This window comes from Nocardia sp. FBN12, from assembly GCF_054031145.1.
Map to the genome: position 1 here is coordinate 161,737 of NZ_CM132926.1, position 15,536 is coordinate 177,272.

24 protein-coding genes are annotated in these 15,536 nt (G+C 64.6%); 5 read left to right on the plus strand and 19 right to left on the minus strand.

The window, feature by feature from the left end:
- Positions 1-168: 168 nt before the first annotated feature.
- The 3 genes from ACWZHB_RS00790 to ACWZHB_RS00800 all read left to right on the plus strand — a co-directional run bounded on the left by ACWZHB_RS00790 (position 169) and on the right by ACWZHB_RS00800 (position 2,747).
- Positions 169-1,503, plus strand: coding sequence for a site-specific integrase (locus tag ACWZHB_RS00790; protein WP_427906012.1), 1,335 nt, complete (start codon positions 169-171; stop codon positions 1,501-1,503).
- 75 nt (positions 1,504-1,578) lie between these two features.
- The gene (locus tag ACWZHB_RS00795; RefSeq protein ID WP_427906013.1) at positions 1,579-2,184 is read left to right on the plus strand and encodes a DUF2637 domain-containing protein; all 606 of its coding nucleotides are present in this window, start codon (positions 1,579-1,581) and stop codon (positions 2,182-2,184) included.
- 323 nt (positions 2,185-2,507) lie between these two features.
- Positions 2,508-2,747: a hypothetical protein gene (locus ACWZHB_RS00800; protein WP_427906014.1), complete on the plus strand. Its 240-nt coding sequence runs from the start codon at positions 2,508-2,510 to the stop codon at positions 2,745-2,747.
- A gap of 93 nt (positions 2,748-2,840) precedes the next feature.
- On the opposite strand, the gene ACWZHB_RS00805 is transcribed toward ACWZHB_RS00800, so the two are convergent.
- The gene (locus ACWZHB_RS00805) at positions 2,841-3,035 is read right to left on the minus strand and encodes a hypothetical protein (RefSeq protein WP_427906015.1); all 195 of its coding nucleotides are present in this window, start codon (positions 3,033-3,035) and stop codon (positions 2,841-2,843) included.
- A gap of 213 nt (positions 3,036-3,248) precedes the next feature.
- Here ACWZHB_RS00805 and ACWZHB_RS00810 point away from each other — a divergent pair, with 213 nt between their 5' ends.
- Both ACWZHB_RS00810 and ACWZHB_RS00815 read left to right on the plus strand, forming a co-directional pair.
- Positions 3,249-3,437, plus strand: a complete 189-nt coding sequence (locus tag ACWZHB_RS00810; protein WP_427906016.1) for a hypothetical protein — start codon at positions 3,249-3,251, stop codon at positions 3,435-3,437.
- A 46-nt stretch (positions 3,438-3,483) separates the two neighbouring features.
- Positions 3,484-3,684, plus strand: a complete 201-nt coding sequence (locus tag ACWZHB_RS00815) for a hypothetical protein (RefSeq protein ID WP_427906017.1) — start codon at positions 3,484-3,486, stop codon at positions 3,682-3,684.
- A 127-nt stretch (positions 3,685-3,811) separates the two neighbouring features.
- On the opposite strand, the gene ACWZHB_RS00820 is transcribed toward ACWZHB_RS00815, so the two are convergent.
- From ACWZHB_RS00820 to ACWZHB_RS00905, 18 genes are all read right to left on the minus strand, one after another.
- Entirely contained in the window at positions 3,812-4,318 is a 507-nt protein-coding gene (locus ACWZHB_RS00820) for a hypothetical protein (protein ID WP_427906018.1), read from the minus strand.
- 75 nt (positions 4,319-4,393) lie between these two features.
- On the minus strand, positions 4,394-4,984 hold the full coding sequence (locus tag ACWZHB_RS00825; RefSeq protein WP_427906019.1) for a metallophosphoesterase: 591 nt from the start codon (positions 4,982-4,984) through the stop codon (positions 4,394-4,396).
- Positions 4,981-5,676, minus strand: coding sequence for a nucleotidyltransferase domain-containing protein (locus ACWZHB_RS00830; protein WP_427906020.1), 696 nt, complete (start codon positions 5,674-5,676; stop codon positions 4,981-4,983). Before ACWZHB_RS00830 ends, ACWZHB_RS00825 begins: the two co-directional genes overlap by 4 nt.
- Before the next feature lie 5 nt (positions 5,677-5,681).
- On the minus strand, positions 5,682-6,890 hold the full coding sequence (locus ACWZHB_RS00835) for an RtcB family protein (protein ID WP_427906021.1): 1,209 nt from the start codon (positions 6,888-6,890) through the stop codon (positions 5,682-5,684).
- Positions 6,891-6,906: 16 nt separating this feature from the next.
- Positions 6,907-7,356 (minus strand): hypothetical protein, encoded by a 450-nt coding sequence (locus ACWZHB_RS00840; protein ID WP_427906022.1) that lies wholly within the window; start codon positions 7,354-7,356, stop codon positions 6,907-6,909.
- A 2-nt stretch (positions 7,357-7,358) separates the two neighbouring features.
- A complete protein-coding gene (locus tag ACWZHB_RS00845) occupies positions 7,359-7,898 on the minus strand; it encodes a hypothetical protein (protein WP_427906023.1) in 540 nt (179 codons plus the stop codon).
- Positions 7,895-8,293 carry a DUF6915 family protein gene (locus tag ACWZHB_RS00850; protein WP_427906024.1) on the minus strand — a complete coding sequence of 133 codons (399 nt, stop codon included), beginning with the start codon at positions 8,291-8,293 and terminating at the stop codon, positions 7,895-7,897. The genes ACWZHB_RS00845 and ACWZHB_RS00850 overlap by 4 nt, the downstream gene beginning before the upstream one ends.
- Positions 8,294-8,295: 2 nt before the next feature.
- Positions 8,296-8,502: a hypothetical protein gene (locus tag ACWZHB_RS00855; RefSeq protein WP_427906025.1), complete on the minus strand. Its 207-nt coding sequence runs from the start codon at positions 8,500-8,502 to the stop codon at positions 8,296-8,298.
- On the minus strand, positions 8,502-9,035 hold the full coding sequence (locus tag ACWZHB_RS00860) for a hypothetical protein (RefSeq protein ID WP_427906026.1): 534 nt from the start codon (positions 9,033-9,035) through the stop codon (positions 8,502-8,504). The genes ACWZHB_RS00855 and ACWZHB_RS00860 overlap by 1 nt, the downstream gene beginning before the upstream one ends.
- A complete protein-coding gene (locus tag ACWZHB_RS00865) occupies positions 9,032-9,913 on the minus strand; it encodes an SPFH domain-containing protein (RefSeq protein WP_427906027.1) in 882 nt (293 codons plus the stop codon). The genes ACWZHB_RS00860 and ACWZHB_RS00865 overlap by 4 nt, the downstream gene beginning before the upstream one ends.
- Positions 9,914-10,003: 90 nt before the next feature.
- On the minus strand, positions 10,004-10,267 hold the full coding sequence (locus ACWZHB_RS00870; RefSeq protein WP_427906028.1) for a hypothetical protein: 264 nt from the start codon (positions 10,265-10,267) through the stop codon (positions 10,004-10,006).
- Positions 10,267-11,157 (minus strand): FAD-dependent thymidylate synthase, encoded by an 891-nt coding sequence (gene thyX, locus ACWZHB_RS00875; RefSeq protein WP_427906029.1) that lies wholly within the window; start codon positions 11,155-11,157, stop codon positions 10,267-10,269. Before thyX ends, ACWZHB_RS00870 begins: the two co-directional genes overlap by 1 nt.
- A gap of 85 nt (positions 11,158-11,242) precedes the next feature.
- On the minus strand, positions 11,243-11,764 hold the full coding sequence (locus ACWZHB_RS00880; RefSeq protein ID WP_427906030.1) for a hypothetical protein: 522 nt from the start codon (positions 11,762-11,764) through the stop codon (positions 11,243-11,245).
- Complete coding sequence (locus tag ACWZHB_RS00885; protein ID WP_427906031.1) at positions 11,765-13,522, minus strand: phage upper tail fiber protein; 1,758 nt, start codon at positions 13,520-13,522, stop codon at positions 11,765-11,767.
- Entirely contained in the window at positions 13,522-13,845 is a 324-nt protein-coding gene (locus ACWZHB_RS00890) for an LtfC-like domain-containing protein (RefSeq protein WP_427906032.1), read from the minus strand. Before ACWZHB_RS00890 ends, ACWZHB_RS00885 begins: the two co-directional genes overlap by 1 nt.
- Positions 13,842-14,222: a hypothetical protein gene (locus ACWZHB_RS00895; RefSeq protein ID WP_427906033.1), complete on the minus strand. Its 381-nt coding sequence runs from the start codon at positions 14,220-14,222 to the stop codon at positions 13,842-13,844. The genes ACWZHB_RS00890 and ACWZHB_RS00895 overlap by 4 nt, the downstream gene beginning before the upstream one ends.
- Position 14,223: 1 nt before the next feature.
- Positions 14,224-15,063, minus strand: a complete 840-nt coding sequence (locus ACWZHB_RS00900; protein ID WP_427906034.1) for a hypothetical protein — start codon at positions 15,061-15,063, stop codon at positions 14,224-14,226.
- Positions 15,060-15,536: a hypothetical protein gene (locus tag ACWZHB_RS00905; protein WP_427906035.1), complete on the minus strand. Its 477-nt coding sequence runs from the start codon at positions 15,534-15,536 to the stop codon at positions 15,060-15,062. The genes ACWZHB_RS00900 and ACWZHB_RS00905 overlap by 4 nt, the downstream gene beginning before the upstream one ends.

Below are 15,536 nucleotides of genomic sequence, written 5' to 3' on the forward strand. Positions count from 1 at the left end.
AGCAAAACGCCAGGTCATGGGTGTAGTTGCAGGGTGTAGATCGCAGTTGCGTGCGAATAGATGTGGGTAGTATTTATGGGTAGTAGGAAATGGGTAGTTGCCAATAACTGCCCAGTAATTCATCCGGGTAATTAATCCGGAAAACCCATTCATCCCCAGAGAGAACCAGTGACCAAGCTGATCCGCCGCGTCCCCAACGGTGCACCGAGTTGCACCTTCGACAAGACCAAGAAGGTGTACCGGGCACGACAGAAGAACCCGACCGGCGGACCCCGGCTCGAAGCCACATCCACCGACTACAGCCAGGCCCTCGACAAGCTGCGCGTGATGTACAACCGCGCACTGTCGGGCCTCTCGCCGACCGGCGAACGCGGATCGGTCGAGGAGTGGATGCGCACCTGGCTCACCGACATCGTCGCCCGCAGGTCTGCACCCAAGACCGTCTCGTCCTACAAGTCCGTCATCAACCACCACATCATCGAGCTGATCGGCGACATCCAGCTGCGCCGCCTCACCGTCGACGACCTCGACAACATGTATGACGCGATCGTGATCCGCGTCCGTGAAGGCAGCTCGGGTCGCTACGACGGCATCTCCACCTCGCGGCTGGCACACCGCATCATGCACGCGAGCCTGCGCGATGCCCTCAAGCGTGAACGTGTCGACCGTTCCGTCGCCGAGATTGCGACACCGCCGAAGGCGCTGCCGTCCAACCGACGCGCCATGACAGCGACCCAGGCGATGAACCTGCTACGGACCGCCTACGACAGCCAGAGCGACTTCACCGTCGTCCTGGCAGTGCTGCTGTTTACGGGCGTACGCATGGGTGAAAGCCTCGGACTGACCTGGGACCGCGTCGACCTCCCCACCAACGCCGAAGGCACCAACGGCACAGTCGACGTCACCTGGCAGCTCCAGAGCTTCCACAAGCTGCACGGCTGCGGCGATGAACACCCCGACAACGGCTGGCCCTGCCGCAAGATCCGCGGCTTCCGGTGCCCGGACGGATACTTCGATTTCCGGCCCGACTACAAAGTCCATCACCTCGTCGACTCCCTGTTCCTCTCACGCCCCAAGTCCTCGGCTTCGATCCGCAAGCTGCCCCTGACTCCTCAGCTCGCCGCGTTCCTCACTGTTCAAGCCCGCAAGACTCGCGGCGTCCCAGGCAACCGCCACAACCTCGTGTTCTTCGATCCTCGATACGAAGAAGCCCGTCCGATTCCACCCCGCTATGGATGGCAGATGTTCAAGGACGCCGTCATCGCCGCCGGCCTGCCGCGCGACCTCGTCGTCCACGAAACCCGCCACACCACCGTCACCCTGCTCACCGAAGCAGGCGTCCACCCGCAAACCATCCAGAAAATCTGTGGCCACGCCACCCTCGGCACCACCGACATTTACACCCACGTCGACCACGAGATCGCCTCAGCCGCACTCAACAAGCTCGACGAAATGATGAACCTCGGGCTACCCGGCCCGACCGTGCTCAAGCTGAGCGCGTAACCGAAATAGAAACCCCCGCAGACACCGTCAAAGCTTCTGCGGGGGCTCTCACACCAGGGAAAGGTACTCCCCGGCATGTTCAATTCTATCCACAGCACCCTGTCCAAAACGCGATGGGTGCACGTCTCAACAGCCTCCACTGTCGTCGTCAACCTGGGCGCATTCGCGATGTCGGTGGTCGCATTGACAGACCTCGCCGGATCGCACGGCGTACCCGACTACCAGGCATGGCTCCTGCCCATCGTCCTCGAAGGCCTTGTCCTCGCAGCCACCGCAGGTACCGTTAGCCTCTCGGGCAAAAGCGCGGCCTACGCCTGGGTGCTGATGATCCTGTCGATGCTCACCTCGGCCACCGGCAACGTCGTACACGCCTACCTCGGCGCTGGCAGCGTGACCAACCTCGACTCCGTCGTAGCCATGGTCATCGCTGCGATCCCACCGCTGTGGCTGCTGCTGTCCACCCATCTGACCGTCCTGCTCGTCAACGACTCCAAGCGGACCGCCCACGCGGCGTTGCACACCGAGCTGCTCACGTTCGAGGCCGCCGCAGCGGCAACGACCGTCGTGCCCGAAGTTGAACAGAGCACGGTTCGCCCATCGCTCGTGAAGCGTGACCTACCAATCGTGGCGGCCGACAACGTTGCACCGGAGGTGATCGAGGCAGTCCTCGCGACCGCTTGACTGCGCCCGGCCGGTCAACCCAGCACCACCCCGCGAACGCAGGTCGCGCAACCGCAGACACCTCGAGTGCCTGTGCGTCGCGTACCGGCGGGCCTCGGCGTGCCCATGGGTGGACCGGCCGGTTACGTTCCCATTCGTTCCGACCGGCCACGCACCCATCTCCGGTCAGTGTCGCCCCCGCGCACTGACCCGATTGTCCGAACTCGAAACAATGAAGCCGGGGAGTCGTCGGGAGTGCCTCCGCCGGAGCCTTGACGCGCAATACTGTTCACGCCGTGCACCATTCGTGGTGTACCGCATCCGACTGCACAAGGCAGGTGTCGATGAACCACGCAGACGAGCACACGGCGATGTCGCCAGATCAGACGCAGCAACTCCGCGCCGCGGCGAAGCGCTCAAGCGCTCCACACGCTGAGCGAGTGGTGGACCTGGCGATCGCTGGCATCCGCCGCGACATGACCTATGGCGACCTTGAGCGAAAAGTCGCCGAGGCCAGCCGACGAACTGTGCCTATCCCGCCCTCGCTTCTCGAGCATCTCGCCGATCAGGCGGCAAGCAAGTAGGGCCCGAAATGGCCCCGTGCCTGCGCAGACGTCGAACTAATCGCACAAGGAATCACATCGGAAGAATCCGACCGGAAAACCACTAGAGGATAATCAGCGGCTCTCGTCGGCTGGTGTAAGGGCGTGCGCTGGGCACCATTGCTGCATCTGGAGTTGCCCGTGACCGTTGCCTGTCACGAGCGTGAACACCACCAGGGCTATCCACCGGCCGTCGTTGAGCTGGACCCAGGCGTAGAGCCACCCCGGAACGTCGTTCGCCAGGCGTAGGCCTCCCAGACGAACCCTCATCGGCACCTTTTCGACTCCGATGTGCCTGGGCCGCGTCGGAATCGCAACGCTGGCGGCGACCCGTACCCGCTGCGGCGGGTCTACGACACGCCACGGTGCGGGTGAGGAGTCGACCGGCCATTTCTCGAACACATGTGCGAATCTACCCCCGCGACGCAACAGCGTCGACGGGCACCTCGACGTGCCATAAATCGGCAGTGAAGGATGTACAGCATGACCACTATGACCTGCGACGTGTGCGATGAACCTGGCGACGTTGCGCTCATCCAGCCCGGCGATACGACCGCGGACGGCCCGACGGCGTTGTGTGCAGAACACCTCACCCGGTTCTCGATCGCCCTGCTGCTGAGCCGATCGCCCGAGCTGGCTGATCGTTTCCCGCGAGAGTTCCTGCCGGAGTAGCTGACTCGATCCGGCCGGTACCGCCGATTCGGCCTACACTGCCGTTATGAGCGACCGGGATATCACCGCGCGGATTCGACTGGTCGCTACAGCTCTCCCCGCCGTAGCTGGACTGACGGTCGCAGCCGTTGTCCTCGTGGCCGCCCCGGTCGACCGGCCAGCTGACCGGCTCCTGCTGGTTGCGCTGATCGGGGTGATCATGACGGCCTTCGGAGGGCTGGCGCACATCGTCGCCAATCGCCGGTAGCGTTGCGCGGCCGACCCGGGCGCTGGTCCGGCCCGAAGGGGATGGGCCGAACCAGCATGCGCTTGGGTATACGGCCGGAGGCGCAGCACATCCTCGCCCAGTGCGAGTGCATAGCGAGACTACAGCGCTACCGCTGTTCCCACCATTCCCGCTCCGCTTCCTGGCCACTTCGCCATTCACTCACCCGATAATGGTTGATCGGCGGTGGTCCGGGTGCTGGCGGCAGCGGTTCATCCCACGTCACGTGGACGGGATACCAGCGTGTAGTACCGACATCCACATTCATTTCACGCCACTGCATCCACACGTACGCGGGGTCGGTCCCATTGTCGACCGACACTTGGTGTTGCTGTTCAGCTTTCAAAGTGCCGAGCAGCTGATTGGTCCGTTCTCCGCGGACCTTGACGTTATGCCTGATGCCCCGAGCGATGTTGACCAGGGTGTATGAGGTCTGGCCTTCTGCGGACCTTGTCCGGTAGATCTTCCAAACCGGATTGTCGATTCGCCTCGTGTTCAGCGCCTGCTCAGCAGCAAAGGCCTGACGGCGGGAATACAGAAGAGCGGCAACCGCGACGGTGACCCCAATTACCGCGACGAGTACTCCAACCACAGCGGCAATGTCTGAGGTGGACACACGGCGACCCTAGCCGTTCAGGGATTGTCTCGTCGCGACTTCACCGTAGAAGTGTTCCGACCTCGGAGTGTCGCGTCACGGCGCGTCATATGCTGCCGAAACCATCTGCGCCACCCATGTCTGCGGCACCGGTGTGAAGTGGTGGGCGTCGACCCCAACATGTAACTGTCGGCCTCGGACTCGGGCGTCCGAGTGGGTGTGGCCGTGTAGCAGCCATTGGCCGATGTCGGGCACTCGCCATTCTTCGAACCGGTTCTCCTCGGTGTGGTCGCCCTCCGGGTCGTGCCGGAATGGGAAGTGGGACAGCCAAACCCGGCTGCCTGCGATCTTGTGGACCGCGGTCTGCTGTACCGAGTCGAAGGCATGTAGAAGGTATTCGGCCTGCCACTTAGCTGCCCTGCTTCGCATCGGGTGGCAGCCGTCGTGGTTGCCGGTGATCAGGTGCTTGGTCCCGTTACGCGCCGAAAGCCAGTTCAGCGCGGCCAGTTCATTCTTCTTTCCGCCGATGCTGATATCACCGAGGACCCACACCTGATCTTTCGGTCCGACAGCGCGATCCCAGCGACGAGCCAGGTCAGCGTCCTGGCTTTCGGTGCTGGGGTAGCCGCGGGTCTCGGCGGCCCAGGCGTGCCCGATGTGAAGGTCGGAGGTGTAGAAGGTCTTCACGCGGCGACTCCGTCGAGGTTGGCGCGGCGAATCCGGTGTAGTAGATCCACGATCGGTGCTGGGTCGGCCTCGGTCGGCACGGCCGGGGTGGTGGTGTCGAACAGGTCAACGAACATGCCCAGTAGGTATTTGAGCGACATCGCCTCGGGGTCGTTGCGCACCGATGTGCCGAACTCCATCAGCCTGTCCGAGTCGCGGACCTGGACGGTGAGGCGACCGTCCCGGTACAGCTCGTAGCCCTGCTCGAGCAGTCTGGCGATGTGGCGGGCATGCTTCTCGCGGCGGCGGTCGGATGTGCTCTCGGGTGCCTGGCCGCGGCGAACGAGCTTGCCCCATTGGCTGGTCGCGTATCCGAGGTAGGCATTCCGGATCCGTTCGGCCCCAAGAAAATTCGTCCGTAGTCCGATCAACTCGTCACCGAACGGGGTCCGTACGAGGTGGTTGTCGAGCCACAACAGATCCATCGCGGACGGATTGCAGGACAACAGCAGGCCCATTGCTTTGCCGACCTCGTGGTAGGTCGCATCGTCCCCGTTGCGGCCTTTCACCGTCAGCTCGGCGCGAGTAGGTGGATACAGGCCGTGGAACAGGACGGTCGGCGCGACGTAGATTCCGGCATAGTCGGTATCTGAGTCAGGCCCGGCAAGCCCGAAGGCCTGCGACCCGACGACACCTTCCAGAAGAAGTTTCACCGCGGTCAGCCCTTCACGCACAGGACCTGGCGCAGCGTGTGCTGCACCTCGATCAGGTCGGTCTGGGCGGCAATGACCTGGTCGATGTCCTTGTAGGCAGCGGGGATCTCGTCGACGACGCCAGCGTCCTTGCGGGACTCGACACCTTCGGTCTGGGCGATCAGGTCTTCCACGGTGAACTGGCGCTTGGCGGCCGAGCGGGACATTCGGCGGCCGGCACCGTGGGAGGCGGACTGGAACGAGGCAGGATTGCCCTTGCCGCGCACGACGTAGGAGCGGGTGCCCATAGACCCGGGGATCAACGCCAGGTCTCCAGCACCTGCGCGCACGGCGCCCTTGCGGGTCACCAGCATCGGCACACCGTCGATCTCCTCTTCGGAGACGTAATTGTGATGACAGGACACCGGAGCATCGAAACCGACAGGGCGGTCACCGAATTCGGCGCGGATGGACTCGCAGACCAGGGCGAGCATGACCGCGCGGTTACGGGCGGCGTACTCCTGGGCCCATGTCAGATCGTGGCGGTAGGCCACCATCTCCGGTGTGCCAGCGAGGAATACAGCCAGGTCGCGGTCGGGCAGGTCCTGGTTGTGCGGCAGGTCCCGGGCAATCTTGGTGTGCCGTTCGGCCAGCTCCTTGCCGATGTTGCGTGACCCGGAGTGCAGCAGCACCCACACGGCATCGTCCTGGTCGAGGCAAACTTCGATGAAGTGATTCCCCGAGCCGAGGGAACCGATCTGCTTGCGTGCTCGGGATTCGAGCTGCTGCACACCGGGATGCAGGTCGGAGAACTTGGACCAGAAACGCTGCCAGAGGACCGGCGAGGCGAGACGCCGGGCACCGAGAGGCAGGCGCTTCACATCGACGGCATCTTCGTGGCTATGGAATCCGACCGGCACCGCGGCCTCGATCCGGCTGCGCAGCGAGCGCAGGTCGTCGGGCAGGTCGGCAGCGGTCAGGTCGGTGCGAACTGCTTCCATGCCGCAGCCGATGTCGACGCCAACAGCGGCAGGGGAGACTGCGTCGGGCATGGCGATGACCGAGCCGACGGTGGCACCTTTGCCCAGGTGGACATCGGGCATGACCCGCACACCGTGGACCCAGGGAAGCGCGGCGATGTTGCGCAGCTGGGCGGCGGCCTGGGGCTCGATCTCGTGCTCGTGGGCCCACATCAGGGTGGGGGCTTTGGCTCCGGCCAGTGCAACGGGAAACATTGTGGTGCAGTCCTTTTCAGTAGTCGGGTTCGGTTGGCTCGACGAGCAGTGCGTCGGGTGTGGCGCTGACTTCGACGTTGACGCCGAGGTCCGAGAGCATGGCCACGGCGTATTCGCCGTCGACGAGTTCGTTGGCGAACAGCTTCACCAGCTGCCAGGTGGTGTTGTTGGGTTCGTCGCCCCACATCTGTTGCAGCTCACCGAAGGTGAGGGGATCGTCGTAGCCGACAAGTCGGAAGTCGGGGTCCTCGATGTGATAGCGGTAGCTGCCGTCGGGCTCGGGGGTTTCCAGCGTGAAGGCGCGCCAATGCACGGATTCGATCTGCTCGCATTCCAGGACGGCGCGCAGGAAGATGAACAGTTCCTCGATCGGCAGCTGAACGAGCGGGCCGAGAGTCCAACGGGGGCAATCGTCCCCGCGGACCGTGAAGCCACCCACGGTCCGCGAGGGGATCTCAGTCGTCATGTTCAGTCGTGGTCGTAGTGCTCGACGTTGAAGCCCTCGACGGTGGCGGTCACCTGGGCCGGGTCGCCGAAGTGGGTGTGAAGGTCGGTGTCGTAGGCGCCCGACTGGAGGGCGTTGCTGAATTTCTCGAGCGCGTCGACGATTTCAGCGGTGGCCTCGGGGTAGCGGGGAGTCCAACCTTCCTCGTCGTGGCGGTTGGGGTCGTTGTAGTACTGCAGGGACCACAGGTCGATGAAGTCTCCCTCGTCCTCGTCCTCGTCAGAGTTGTCGGGCGCGGTGCTGGTCTTGGGGTCCGCGTCGTCAGATGTAGGCGGACTCACGCGAAGCGACGGTTCGGCGACAGAGAATGTGCAGGCATCACCGTCGTTGAAGTAGGGCGTGAACTGCTCCCATCTCACAGCCTCGGTGCCGGGCAGGGCAAGCAGCGAGTCGAGCAGTTCGATCAGTGCGGCGATCGGATGCTGCTCGACGGGAGCATCGGCGTAGTGGGTGACGTCGCCGGTGATCGGGCGGCCGGCCAGCTCGGTTGGTGTAGCGGTCATGATTCCGTTCCGTGTGCTCGATTGGGATGTGGCAGAGAGGAAGCGAGCAGCTCCTCACGGCCGATGAACTTGTTGCGTTTGCCGCCCATCCAGGTTTTGCAGGTCAGGCACGCTGACCAATCGGCCGGTGAGGGGAGCCAGCCGAGGTCTTCGAGGATGTGGTTCTCGGCGATGTCGCGGACGAGGATGGGCTTGTTCGCGGAGTTGGTGATCGTGCGGCCGAACACTTCTTGCGCCATCCAGGGCCCGTGGCTGTTGTGCCGGTACTGGCGGTGGGTGACGTCGCCAACGATGGATTTGAAGGCGTCGATCCATTCGTGGATGGCGATGTAGTCCTCCGGTGCGCCGCCGAAGTGGCGGGCGCTGGCTTGGGCGTGCACCCATGACTGCGCCACCGCTAGGACTCGGTGGGCGCAGGTGTTCCGACTTCGGTGACGCTGTCGGCCATGAAGGTCACGGTGATCAGTGCGATGCCGGATGCGTCGTCGATCTCGAAGTTGGGCCCCGAATCGGTGATGTGCCAGGGGAATTCCTCACCGTCGACGTGCAAGGTGCGCGCGGTGTGGTCGATGACGACGATGTCGGGCAGGGTTTGTTCAGCCATCACAGGTCCTTGACGGGGTAGAGGGCGTAGCCGTCCCAGTTGATTTCGGGCATGGTTTCGCGGGCGATCTGGGCTTCGAGTCCGATTTCGGTGCGCGTCAGGAAGGGGGCGGGGAGCTGCTCCATGAACTGGCGGCCGAGTGCGTCATGGAAGCCGAGCAGGTACCCGGCTGGTGGCTTGCTGTTGCGCCGCTGCGGTGTGCGTGTGACTGCAGGCTGCGGGTGCATGCGTGCGACACCGTATTTGGTGAGGTAGAAACCTCCGTAGCAGCCGCAGGTGCACCCGTCGATCCACCCCTTGGTGTGGAGTCGGCGCAGCTTGGCCAACGCGAGCTTGTGCGGCACCGGGTAGGGGCGCTGCTCATCCGGTCGGGCGACAGCGTCGAAGCCGTAATGGGTGAGATCGGAGACGACCTCGCCGAGCGTGGCCCAGCTGCCGTTGCGCCCGTTGATGAGCTGGATGATGGTCAGCAGCACGACATCAGGGATATCGGCGGCCTTGCTCAGCGGGATCGACGGGTGGTGCGGGTTCATCGCGCGGGGATGGTCACGGGCATGTTGGTTCCGGGCCAGCACTGGAAGCCGATGGGCAGCTGGTGACCGGAGGCGACTAGCTCCAGGCAGCGGGCGACGAGCACATTCGGGTCACGGCTCACCGAGTCGGCCATCACGCGGTTGGCCTGCGCCTGGGCGGCGGCGGTGCGCTGGGACTCCTCGGCGATGCGGGTGCTCGCCAGCTGGGCTTGAACTGCGTTGATGCGGTCCTGGGTCTGGTTGTCGAAATGAAGCAGGGCGATGATGACGTTCTGAACGTCGACCTGGGCCTTGATCTTGGCCTGGATCTTGCTGGTTACCGCGGCCGAGAGATCAGGCAGTTTGGGGGCGTTGGCGTCGAGGGGGTTGTATCCGGCGAAGACTTCGCTGAGTGCCGCGTTGAGTTCGCGGGTGACCAGCGATTCGCGGATCCGCTCGTCGCTCTGGTAGTCCCTGAACAGTTCGTCGGCGGCGGTCGGAACCAGTCGCCACCTGATGGTGTTGTCCACACAGGCGGTCGAGCCGTTTGCCAGGCGGACCGAGGTGCCGCCGTCGCAGCGTCCTTCGCGCCAGCCGCCAACCTGTGAATCGGTGTGGATAGTTCCCGACAGCTCGGGAACTCGCTGCCATGGGGCGATGAAGTGCAGGCCGTTGCTCAGCGTTGAGACCGGTTTGCCGAAGGAGGTGACCACGCCGATGTTGCGGGTGCCGACGATCGTGGTCGAGGCCGCGCCGAGACCGAGAACTGCCAGCAGGCCCGTGGCGACGAACACGACCGCTGCGGTGGGGCGGTCGCGGTGGCCGGCCAGCTTGTAGAAGACCAGGGCGGCGAACGCGATCAGCGCGAGGATCACGCTGGTGACGAAAAGGAAAGGCATGACTGCTTTCTCAAAACGGGGGATGGGGAGGTTGGGAATTGAGGTAGATCAAGGCCACGGAGAGCACGACAAGCCAGAGCAGAAGGCCCATCACGCACCGGGAGCCAGGGAGTGATCGCGCAGGAGGCGACGCTCCAGCGCGTCAACCGACATGCCCAGGCGTGAGGAGATCCGATCGGTGGGCATGCCGAATCCGGTCATGTGGGCCAGCTCCTCGACGAGCACTTCGTCGGGCACGGTCGCGCAGGCATCGCGGCCGATCGCAGATCCCTTGGTCCGGGCGGCCTCGAACTGGCCGATGCTGATGTCGACGTCGACGTCCCACCGTTGGGGATAACGCTGAGAGGGCAGCATCACGCGGCTCGCAGGTCGGCGACGATGAGATGCGCCAATTCATGCAGGTCTAAGACCTCAGCACCGCGTGGCGATTCGATCCATGCCCCGCCTGTGCCGGATTCGCTGGACATCGTGATCGAGGAGAAGGTGCTCAGATAGCCAGCTAGCGACTCACGGACCTTGGTGACCTGTTCGGAGGCCGAGAGCGCAGGCACCCAGTTGGCGCGCGCAGCGGGCCCGAAAACGTTGGGAGCCTTGGCTGCCAGCTGGTGACCGATCTCGGCGGCGAGACGTCGATGTTCAGCATCGGCGTGGGGGGAGTCTCGCTTGAGCAGGTATTCGATCCAGGAGCGATAGTTGCCGGAGATCGTGATTCTGGTTTCGGTGAATTCCGGCAAGAACGCTCGGGCGGCCTCTCGGGCCTGCTTGCGGTCGACGCCACGATCGAGGTAGCGCTGTACGTGGTTGCGGTACCGGCTGATCGCATCCTCTGCGTGCCGGTTCAGGTCCGCGAGCGCCTCCTGGTCAGCGTCATAGAGCGGTGGGACGACGAAGGCGAGGTTGCGGTCGTCGACGAAGCGCTGCGACACCTGGGAGGGCGAAAGGTGGCGGTGGCGTACCAGTTCGTGGGTGAGCGCGCGGGTCACGCCTTGGATGTAGAAGGTGGCCGTCGCGTGTTCGAGGACCGACAGGTGTCGGTGGTCGAGGATGTTGGCCAGATAGCCTGCGGCGGTGGCAGTTCGGGTGTTGGGGCGTCCGAAGCTCTGGTAGCACACGCGCCCGGCGAACACGGCCAGTTCCTCGCCGTTGTCTGCGGCATCGGCGTTGAGGGTGTAGTCGACGCTGGCGGGGACGACGAAGTCGGTTTCCGCGATCAGCTCGACGCTCAGTGGGGCGAACACAACCATGACCGAAGCCTATAAACCGCGTAAAACCTCGGAACGGAAGGTGTAAACGCACAGGTAGAGGCGCATTCAGCCGCCTCGGCTCGCGTCAGGGGATGTGCGCGCGCAGGTAGGCGTTCGCGTTGGCCGCGATGTTGGGCCCGCTGCTGAACTGGGAACCGCCGCGGGCATGGAGCATCAGCACGCTTCCGGCCGGCACACTCATCCCGGAGATGCTGACGGTGGCCGTGCCGCTGCCGAACGCCGGGGCGCTGGCCTGGACGCCGGTCTGGACCGAGACTCCGTTGAGGTAGAGCTGGAGCGTCAGATTGAACGCGTAGCTGGTGCCCGAGCTGAACGGTATCGACGCCGACAGCGTGACGTTCTCTCCGGCGTTCGGGATCACCAGACTGTTAGAGGAGACTGCCGAGCCGGGATAGGCGGCATCGGCAGTGAAGCCCAGCACCTGCGCCCACGACGTGGTGGTCTGATGGGCGGTGGTGAGCTTGGCGCTGGCTGGGGTGAACGGCTGTCCGTCCCAGAGCAGCGTGGTGCCGAGGCTGATCCGAAGAAGCGGCGTGGTGCCGATCGAGGCTTTGACGATTGGTGTGGTGCCAGCAGATCCGGCCATCTACGCCGACCTGAGATAGATCGTGTTGGTGTCCTTGGTAGCGATCGCCATGAACTGAGCCTCGGTGCCCACCCAGATGGTGAACGTGCGCGGTCCGGAGTTGTCGGCGCCAGAGACGTAGCCGGTGGCCAGCTTCGACAACGCGATCGCAGCGCCTGCCGCGATCTTGGCGTTGGTGACCGACCCGTCGAGCGGGGTGCGCGGATCGGACAGCCGTGCATCATCACCGGCGGCGGCGGTTCCCGCAGCGGTGCCAAGGGCCAGGCTCGATGTGCCCGCTCCCAGCGAGGAGCGCGCAGCCGAGGCAGAAGCTGCCGTCAGGACCGATCGCCCGATGGTGGTGGAGTCGGTGATGTCGACCGCTGCGGTGGTGACCGCACCCGTGCGCCCATTCACAGTCGATACCGGGGAGGCCGGGTAGGTACGCTCACGCCAATTCGCCAGCGCCGTCGACGGTTCGGCGATGACTTGCCAATCGGTGCCGGTGTCGGTGCGTGTGCACCAGTCACCGCGCTGGCCGGTCAGCGCGAGCATCGCGGACTGAGAACCGACTGCGCCGAGAAACTCGGCCAACGCGACCGCAGGGATGATCGCGGCGGGAAGCTTGCCGGATCCGTCGACCTGCACAGCACTGTCGGCCTTGCCGAGGGAGGTCTGTACCGCCGATTCCAGATCGGCCTTCGGGATCCCGACGCCAGGCCTGGTGTAGGACAGGTCGGCCTTGCCCAGGGATGCCTGCACCGCCGATTCCAGGTCGGTGCGCGGGATTCCGTCGGTAGGCCTGGTGTATTTGGCATTCACCGCTGAGACGTCGGCCTTACTCGACCATCCCGCGACTACGGGGTGCTCGAAGGTGCCGCCCAGCTCGCCGGGGGTGCCGCCGGGCAGCATGATGCCGCCCTTGATGCCGACATCGGCATTGGGGATGCCACTTCCGACGGTCTCGGCAGCGGATTCGGCCCAATGCTGAGCGTCGTCGGCCGAGGCCGCGGCGGCGATCTTGGCGGTGTTGGCGTCGCTGGCTGCCGAAACGGCGGTGTCGCGGGCGGTGGTGGTGGCATCACGCGCGGCGCTGGCGTCGGCAGCCGAGGCCGCTGCGGCTGATGCCGAGGCTGCCGCCTGCGTGCGGTGGGTGCCCGCGCTCGTCGCGTCGCTCGCCGCAGCGGTGGCCGAGTTCGTTGCCGAGGCCGCCTTGCTGGTCGCTGTCGACGCGGCGGCTTGTGCGATGTCGCGCGCGGCGGTGGCGTCCTCGGTGGCGTCGGTTGCCGACGCGGCAGACGTGGTTGCCGAACCTGCTGCCGCAGTGGCGATATCGGCGGCTGCGACCGCATCGTTGGCCGCGGTCGTGGCCTGCGACGCGGCGGCCGTCGCGGCAGCCAGCGCAGGAACGGAAACGTCAACCGGCGTCGGGGCCTCGGTCATTGTGAATCGCAGGCCGTCGGCGGTCGTCGAGATCGACACCACGCCGCGGCCAGGATCGCCCTTATCACCCTTGAGTGGTGCACCCGCGCCCTCGGCTGGCCATTGGTAGCCGTTCCACAGGTACGCGCGGTTGTCGGCGAGCACCAGGTAGCCGACGCCGGAGTCGGCGGGGTCCAGATTGGTGGGCAGCTCGGCGTAGGTCGACAAGACGCCAGCCAGCTGGAGCCCGGAGCCGTCACGGCCGGCGACCGGCACGAGTACCCCGATGGGGGTGGCGACGTTGCCGCCGATGTCCGGGTTCGCGGTGGGTGGTAGTCCGATGATGAAGTCGCTCATCAGCTTGCCTTCCAGCGGCGCACGCGGCCCATGCCGAGCGCGACCGGCTCCGCGGCGGCGGCCTGCTTCCACATCAGATAGAACGGTGCCCGGTCGGCGATGCTGGTCAGCTCGGCGACGGTGACGATCAAAGTGGCCCGCGCGCCGAGGATCTCGAAGTCCCAGCGGTCGGGCGCGTTCTCGGGACCGACGAGGAGGTAGAGCTGGCTGCCTGCGGGGAACGGAACGGTGCCGTCGCCCCAGCGGAACTGCCACTCCAGTCCGGAGTGGTTGCGGATGTGCATGATGCCCTTGGGTGGGGCCTGGCCGATGTCAAAGCTCACTTGGATCGCCAATCCGGGTCGTCCAGGTCCAGAGCTTCGGCCAGCTCGTCCATGTAGGCACCTTCCTGGCCGGATTTGCACATCATCAGGTAGAGGTCGCCGTAGGGGTCGATGCGTTGGAGTGCCTGCATATCGCGCTGCATCTCTCGCATGTAGGCGATCACGGCGGTCGCGGAGCGCGCCGAGGTTGCCGGGCCGACGGGGTCGTAATGCGGGTCATCAGCCTTGACCGCGATATACAGCTGAGGAACAGCCCATTCGTGAATGTATGTGCGTGCACTATCGAGGTGTGTATGCCCGATGTATTTGCGCGCGCCGAATCCGTCGTAGGCGCGCGCAACAAGGAATTCCTTGATGTGTTTCAGCTGGTCGGGCATGTCACCTCAGAACATAGAACGGCAGTTTGTCGGAGTTGGCGTAGGAGATGTGTTGGTCATGAATGGCAGCGTGCATGACATCGGTTGGCCCGCACCACCCATAATTTTTTCGGGGGAAGATGACTCCGGGTGGATTCAAATCCGTCAGGGTGGTCGCCATCAATGATGAGGTCGTCTGGAAAGCGCCTGTGACCTGCAAGGTTGCAACAGCGAAGATATCGCCCTGTTTTGCTGTGATGACCGTACCCAGATTGAATCGGTATTCTGTGTTCGTCGCACCCATGGAGCCCTTGAAATCCATCGCTGCCGAGATCGGGTTCAATAGATGGAGATCTCCATTGGCCACATCAACGGAGTAAACGCCCAGGTGGAACTTCTCGATTCCCAGGAACGTCACCGCGTCCCCGGTAATGAATCCGGCCTCGGTGTAAGTGCGGTCGCGAGTGCAGGTGATATACCCGATTTCGATGCTTCTTCCACCATTTCCGGCAGGCTTGTATTGTGGCGTCACTCCCATTCGGTGCGAATGTGAATTGTCGCCGTTGCCGCCGCTCGATGTCGTGCCCGCCGCCCCGTAGGTCAGCTGCGAGCGCGGAAACGTGCTCTCCTCCGAGGCGATGATCGACTGCCACATCGGCGAACCGATCGGGATCTGTGTCAGGCCGGGCTTGGAGTCCAGTGGCGACTCGACCTGGTCGACGAACTTCTGCCGCGCTGCGCCGTAGGCGAGCCGGATGCCGCCGGTCATGGCGGTGAGCGCGGAGTCCTCGTTGAGGTCGTAGCCGTATCTCGAGCCGAACCGGTACGCGCCATCAGGGGGGTTACCGACGGGATAGGTCACCGCGGGGCCTTGCGGTACTCGGCCAATTCGGCACGCAGAGCGGCGATTTCGACCATCGCGGCCGACAGCTGCGCGGTGGTGGCGGCCAACTCGTCAGAGGTGCTCGACAGTCGATCGCGGAGATCGTCGAGCTGGGCTTGGTGGCGCTCGGAGTCCTCGCGGCGCTGACGCAGCAGCTCGTCGAGCTGGTCTTGGTAGCGGTCGGCGTCTTCGCGCGACTGGCGAAGTACAGCATCCAGTTGCGCTGATACGCCGGAGAGTTGGATCGACAGCAGGCGGTTACGTTCGTCGTGCAGGGTGGCGGCGGCGGCTTCGATGCGTGCTTGCCGCTCGATCTTGCGGACCTCGCGGGTGCTGACGAACCCGAAGATCGGTGAGATCAGCTCACGGACGCGAGGCACGGTCGCCGCGGCGACGGTGATCACCGCAGCGATCACCGTCGCCCACACCACCCACGGGTGGTTGTCCGGCAT

Excerpts from the sequence above, each read along its gene's own strand:
- ACWZHB_RS00795 (WP_427906013.1), top strand. The coding sequence starts at position 1,579 with ATGTTCAATTCTATCCACAGCACCCTGTCCAAAACGCGATGGGTGCAC.
- ACWZHB_RS00800 (WP_427906014.1), top strand. The coding sequence starts at position 2,508 with ATGAACCACGCAGACGAGCACACGGCGATGTCGCCAGATCAGACGCAG.
- ACWZHB_RS00805 (WP_427906015.1), bottom strand. The coding sequence starts at position 3,035 with ATGAGGGTTCGTCTGGGAGGCCTACGCCTGGCGAACGACGTTCCGGGG.
- ACWZHB_RS00810 (WP_427906016.1), top strand. The coding sequence starts at position 3,249 with ATGACCACTATGACCTGCGACGTGTGCGATGAACCTGGCGACGTTGCG.
- ACWZHB_RS00815 (WP_427906017.1), top strand. The coding sequence starts at position 3,484 with ATGAGCGACCGGGATATCACCGCGCGGATTCGACTGGTCGCTACAGCT.
- ACWZHB_RS00835 (WP_427906021.1), bottom strand. The coding sequence starts at position 6,890 with ATGTTTCCCGTTGCACTGGCCGGAGCCAAAGCCCCCACCCTGATGTGG.
- ACWZHB_RS00840 (WP_427906022.1), bottom strand. The coding sequence starts at position 7,356 with ATGACGACTGAGATCCCCTCGCGGACCGTGGGTGGCTTCACGGTCCGC.
- ACWZHB_RS00845 (WP_427906023.1), bottom strand. The coding sequence starts at position 7,898 with ATGACCGCTACACCAACCGAGCTGGCCGGCCGCCCGATCACCGGCGAC.
- ACWZHB_RS00855 (WP_427906025.1), bottom strand. The coding sequence starts at position 8,502 with ATGGCTGAACAAACCCTGCCCGACATCGTCGTCATCGACCACACCGCG.
- ACWZHB_RS00860 (WP_427906026.1), bottom strand. The coding sequence starts at position 9,035 with ATGAACCCGCACCACCCGTCGATCCCGCTGAGCAAGGCCGCCGATATC.
- ACWZHB_RS00865 (WP_427906027.1), bottom strand. The coding sequence starts at position 9,913 with ATGCCTTTCCTTTTCGTCACCAGCGTGATCCTCGCGCTGATCGCGTTC.
- ACWZHB_RS00870 (WP_427906028.1), bottom strand. The coding sequence starts at position 10,267 with ATGCTGCCCTCTCAGCGTTATCCCCAACGGTGGGACGTCGACGTCGAC.
- thyX (WP_427906029.1), bottom strand. The coding sequence starts at position 11,157 with ATGGTTGTGTTCGCCCCACTGAGCGTCGAGCTGATCGCGGAAACCGAC.
- ACWZHB_RS00880 (WP_427906030.1), bottom strand. The coding sequence starts at position 11,764 with ATGGCCGGATCTGCTGGCACCACACCAATCGTCAAAGCCTCGATCGGC.
- ACWZHB_RS00885 (WP_427906031.1), bottom strand. The coding sequence starts at position 13,522 with ATGAGCGACTTCATCATCGGACTACCACCCACCGCGAACCCGGACATC.
- ACWZHB_RS00895 (WP_427906033.1), bottom strand. The coding sequence starts at position 14,222 with ATGCCCGACCAGCTGAAACACATCAAGGAATTCCTTGTTGCGCGCGCC.
- ACWZHB_RS00905 (WP_427906035.1), bottom strand. The coding sequence starts at position 15,536 with ATGCCGGACAACCACCCGTGGGTGGTGTGGGCGACGGTGATCGCTGCG.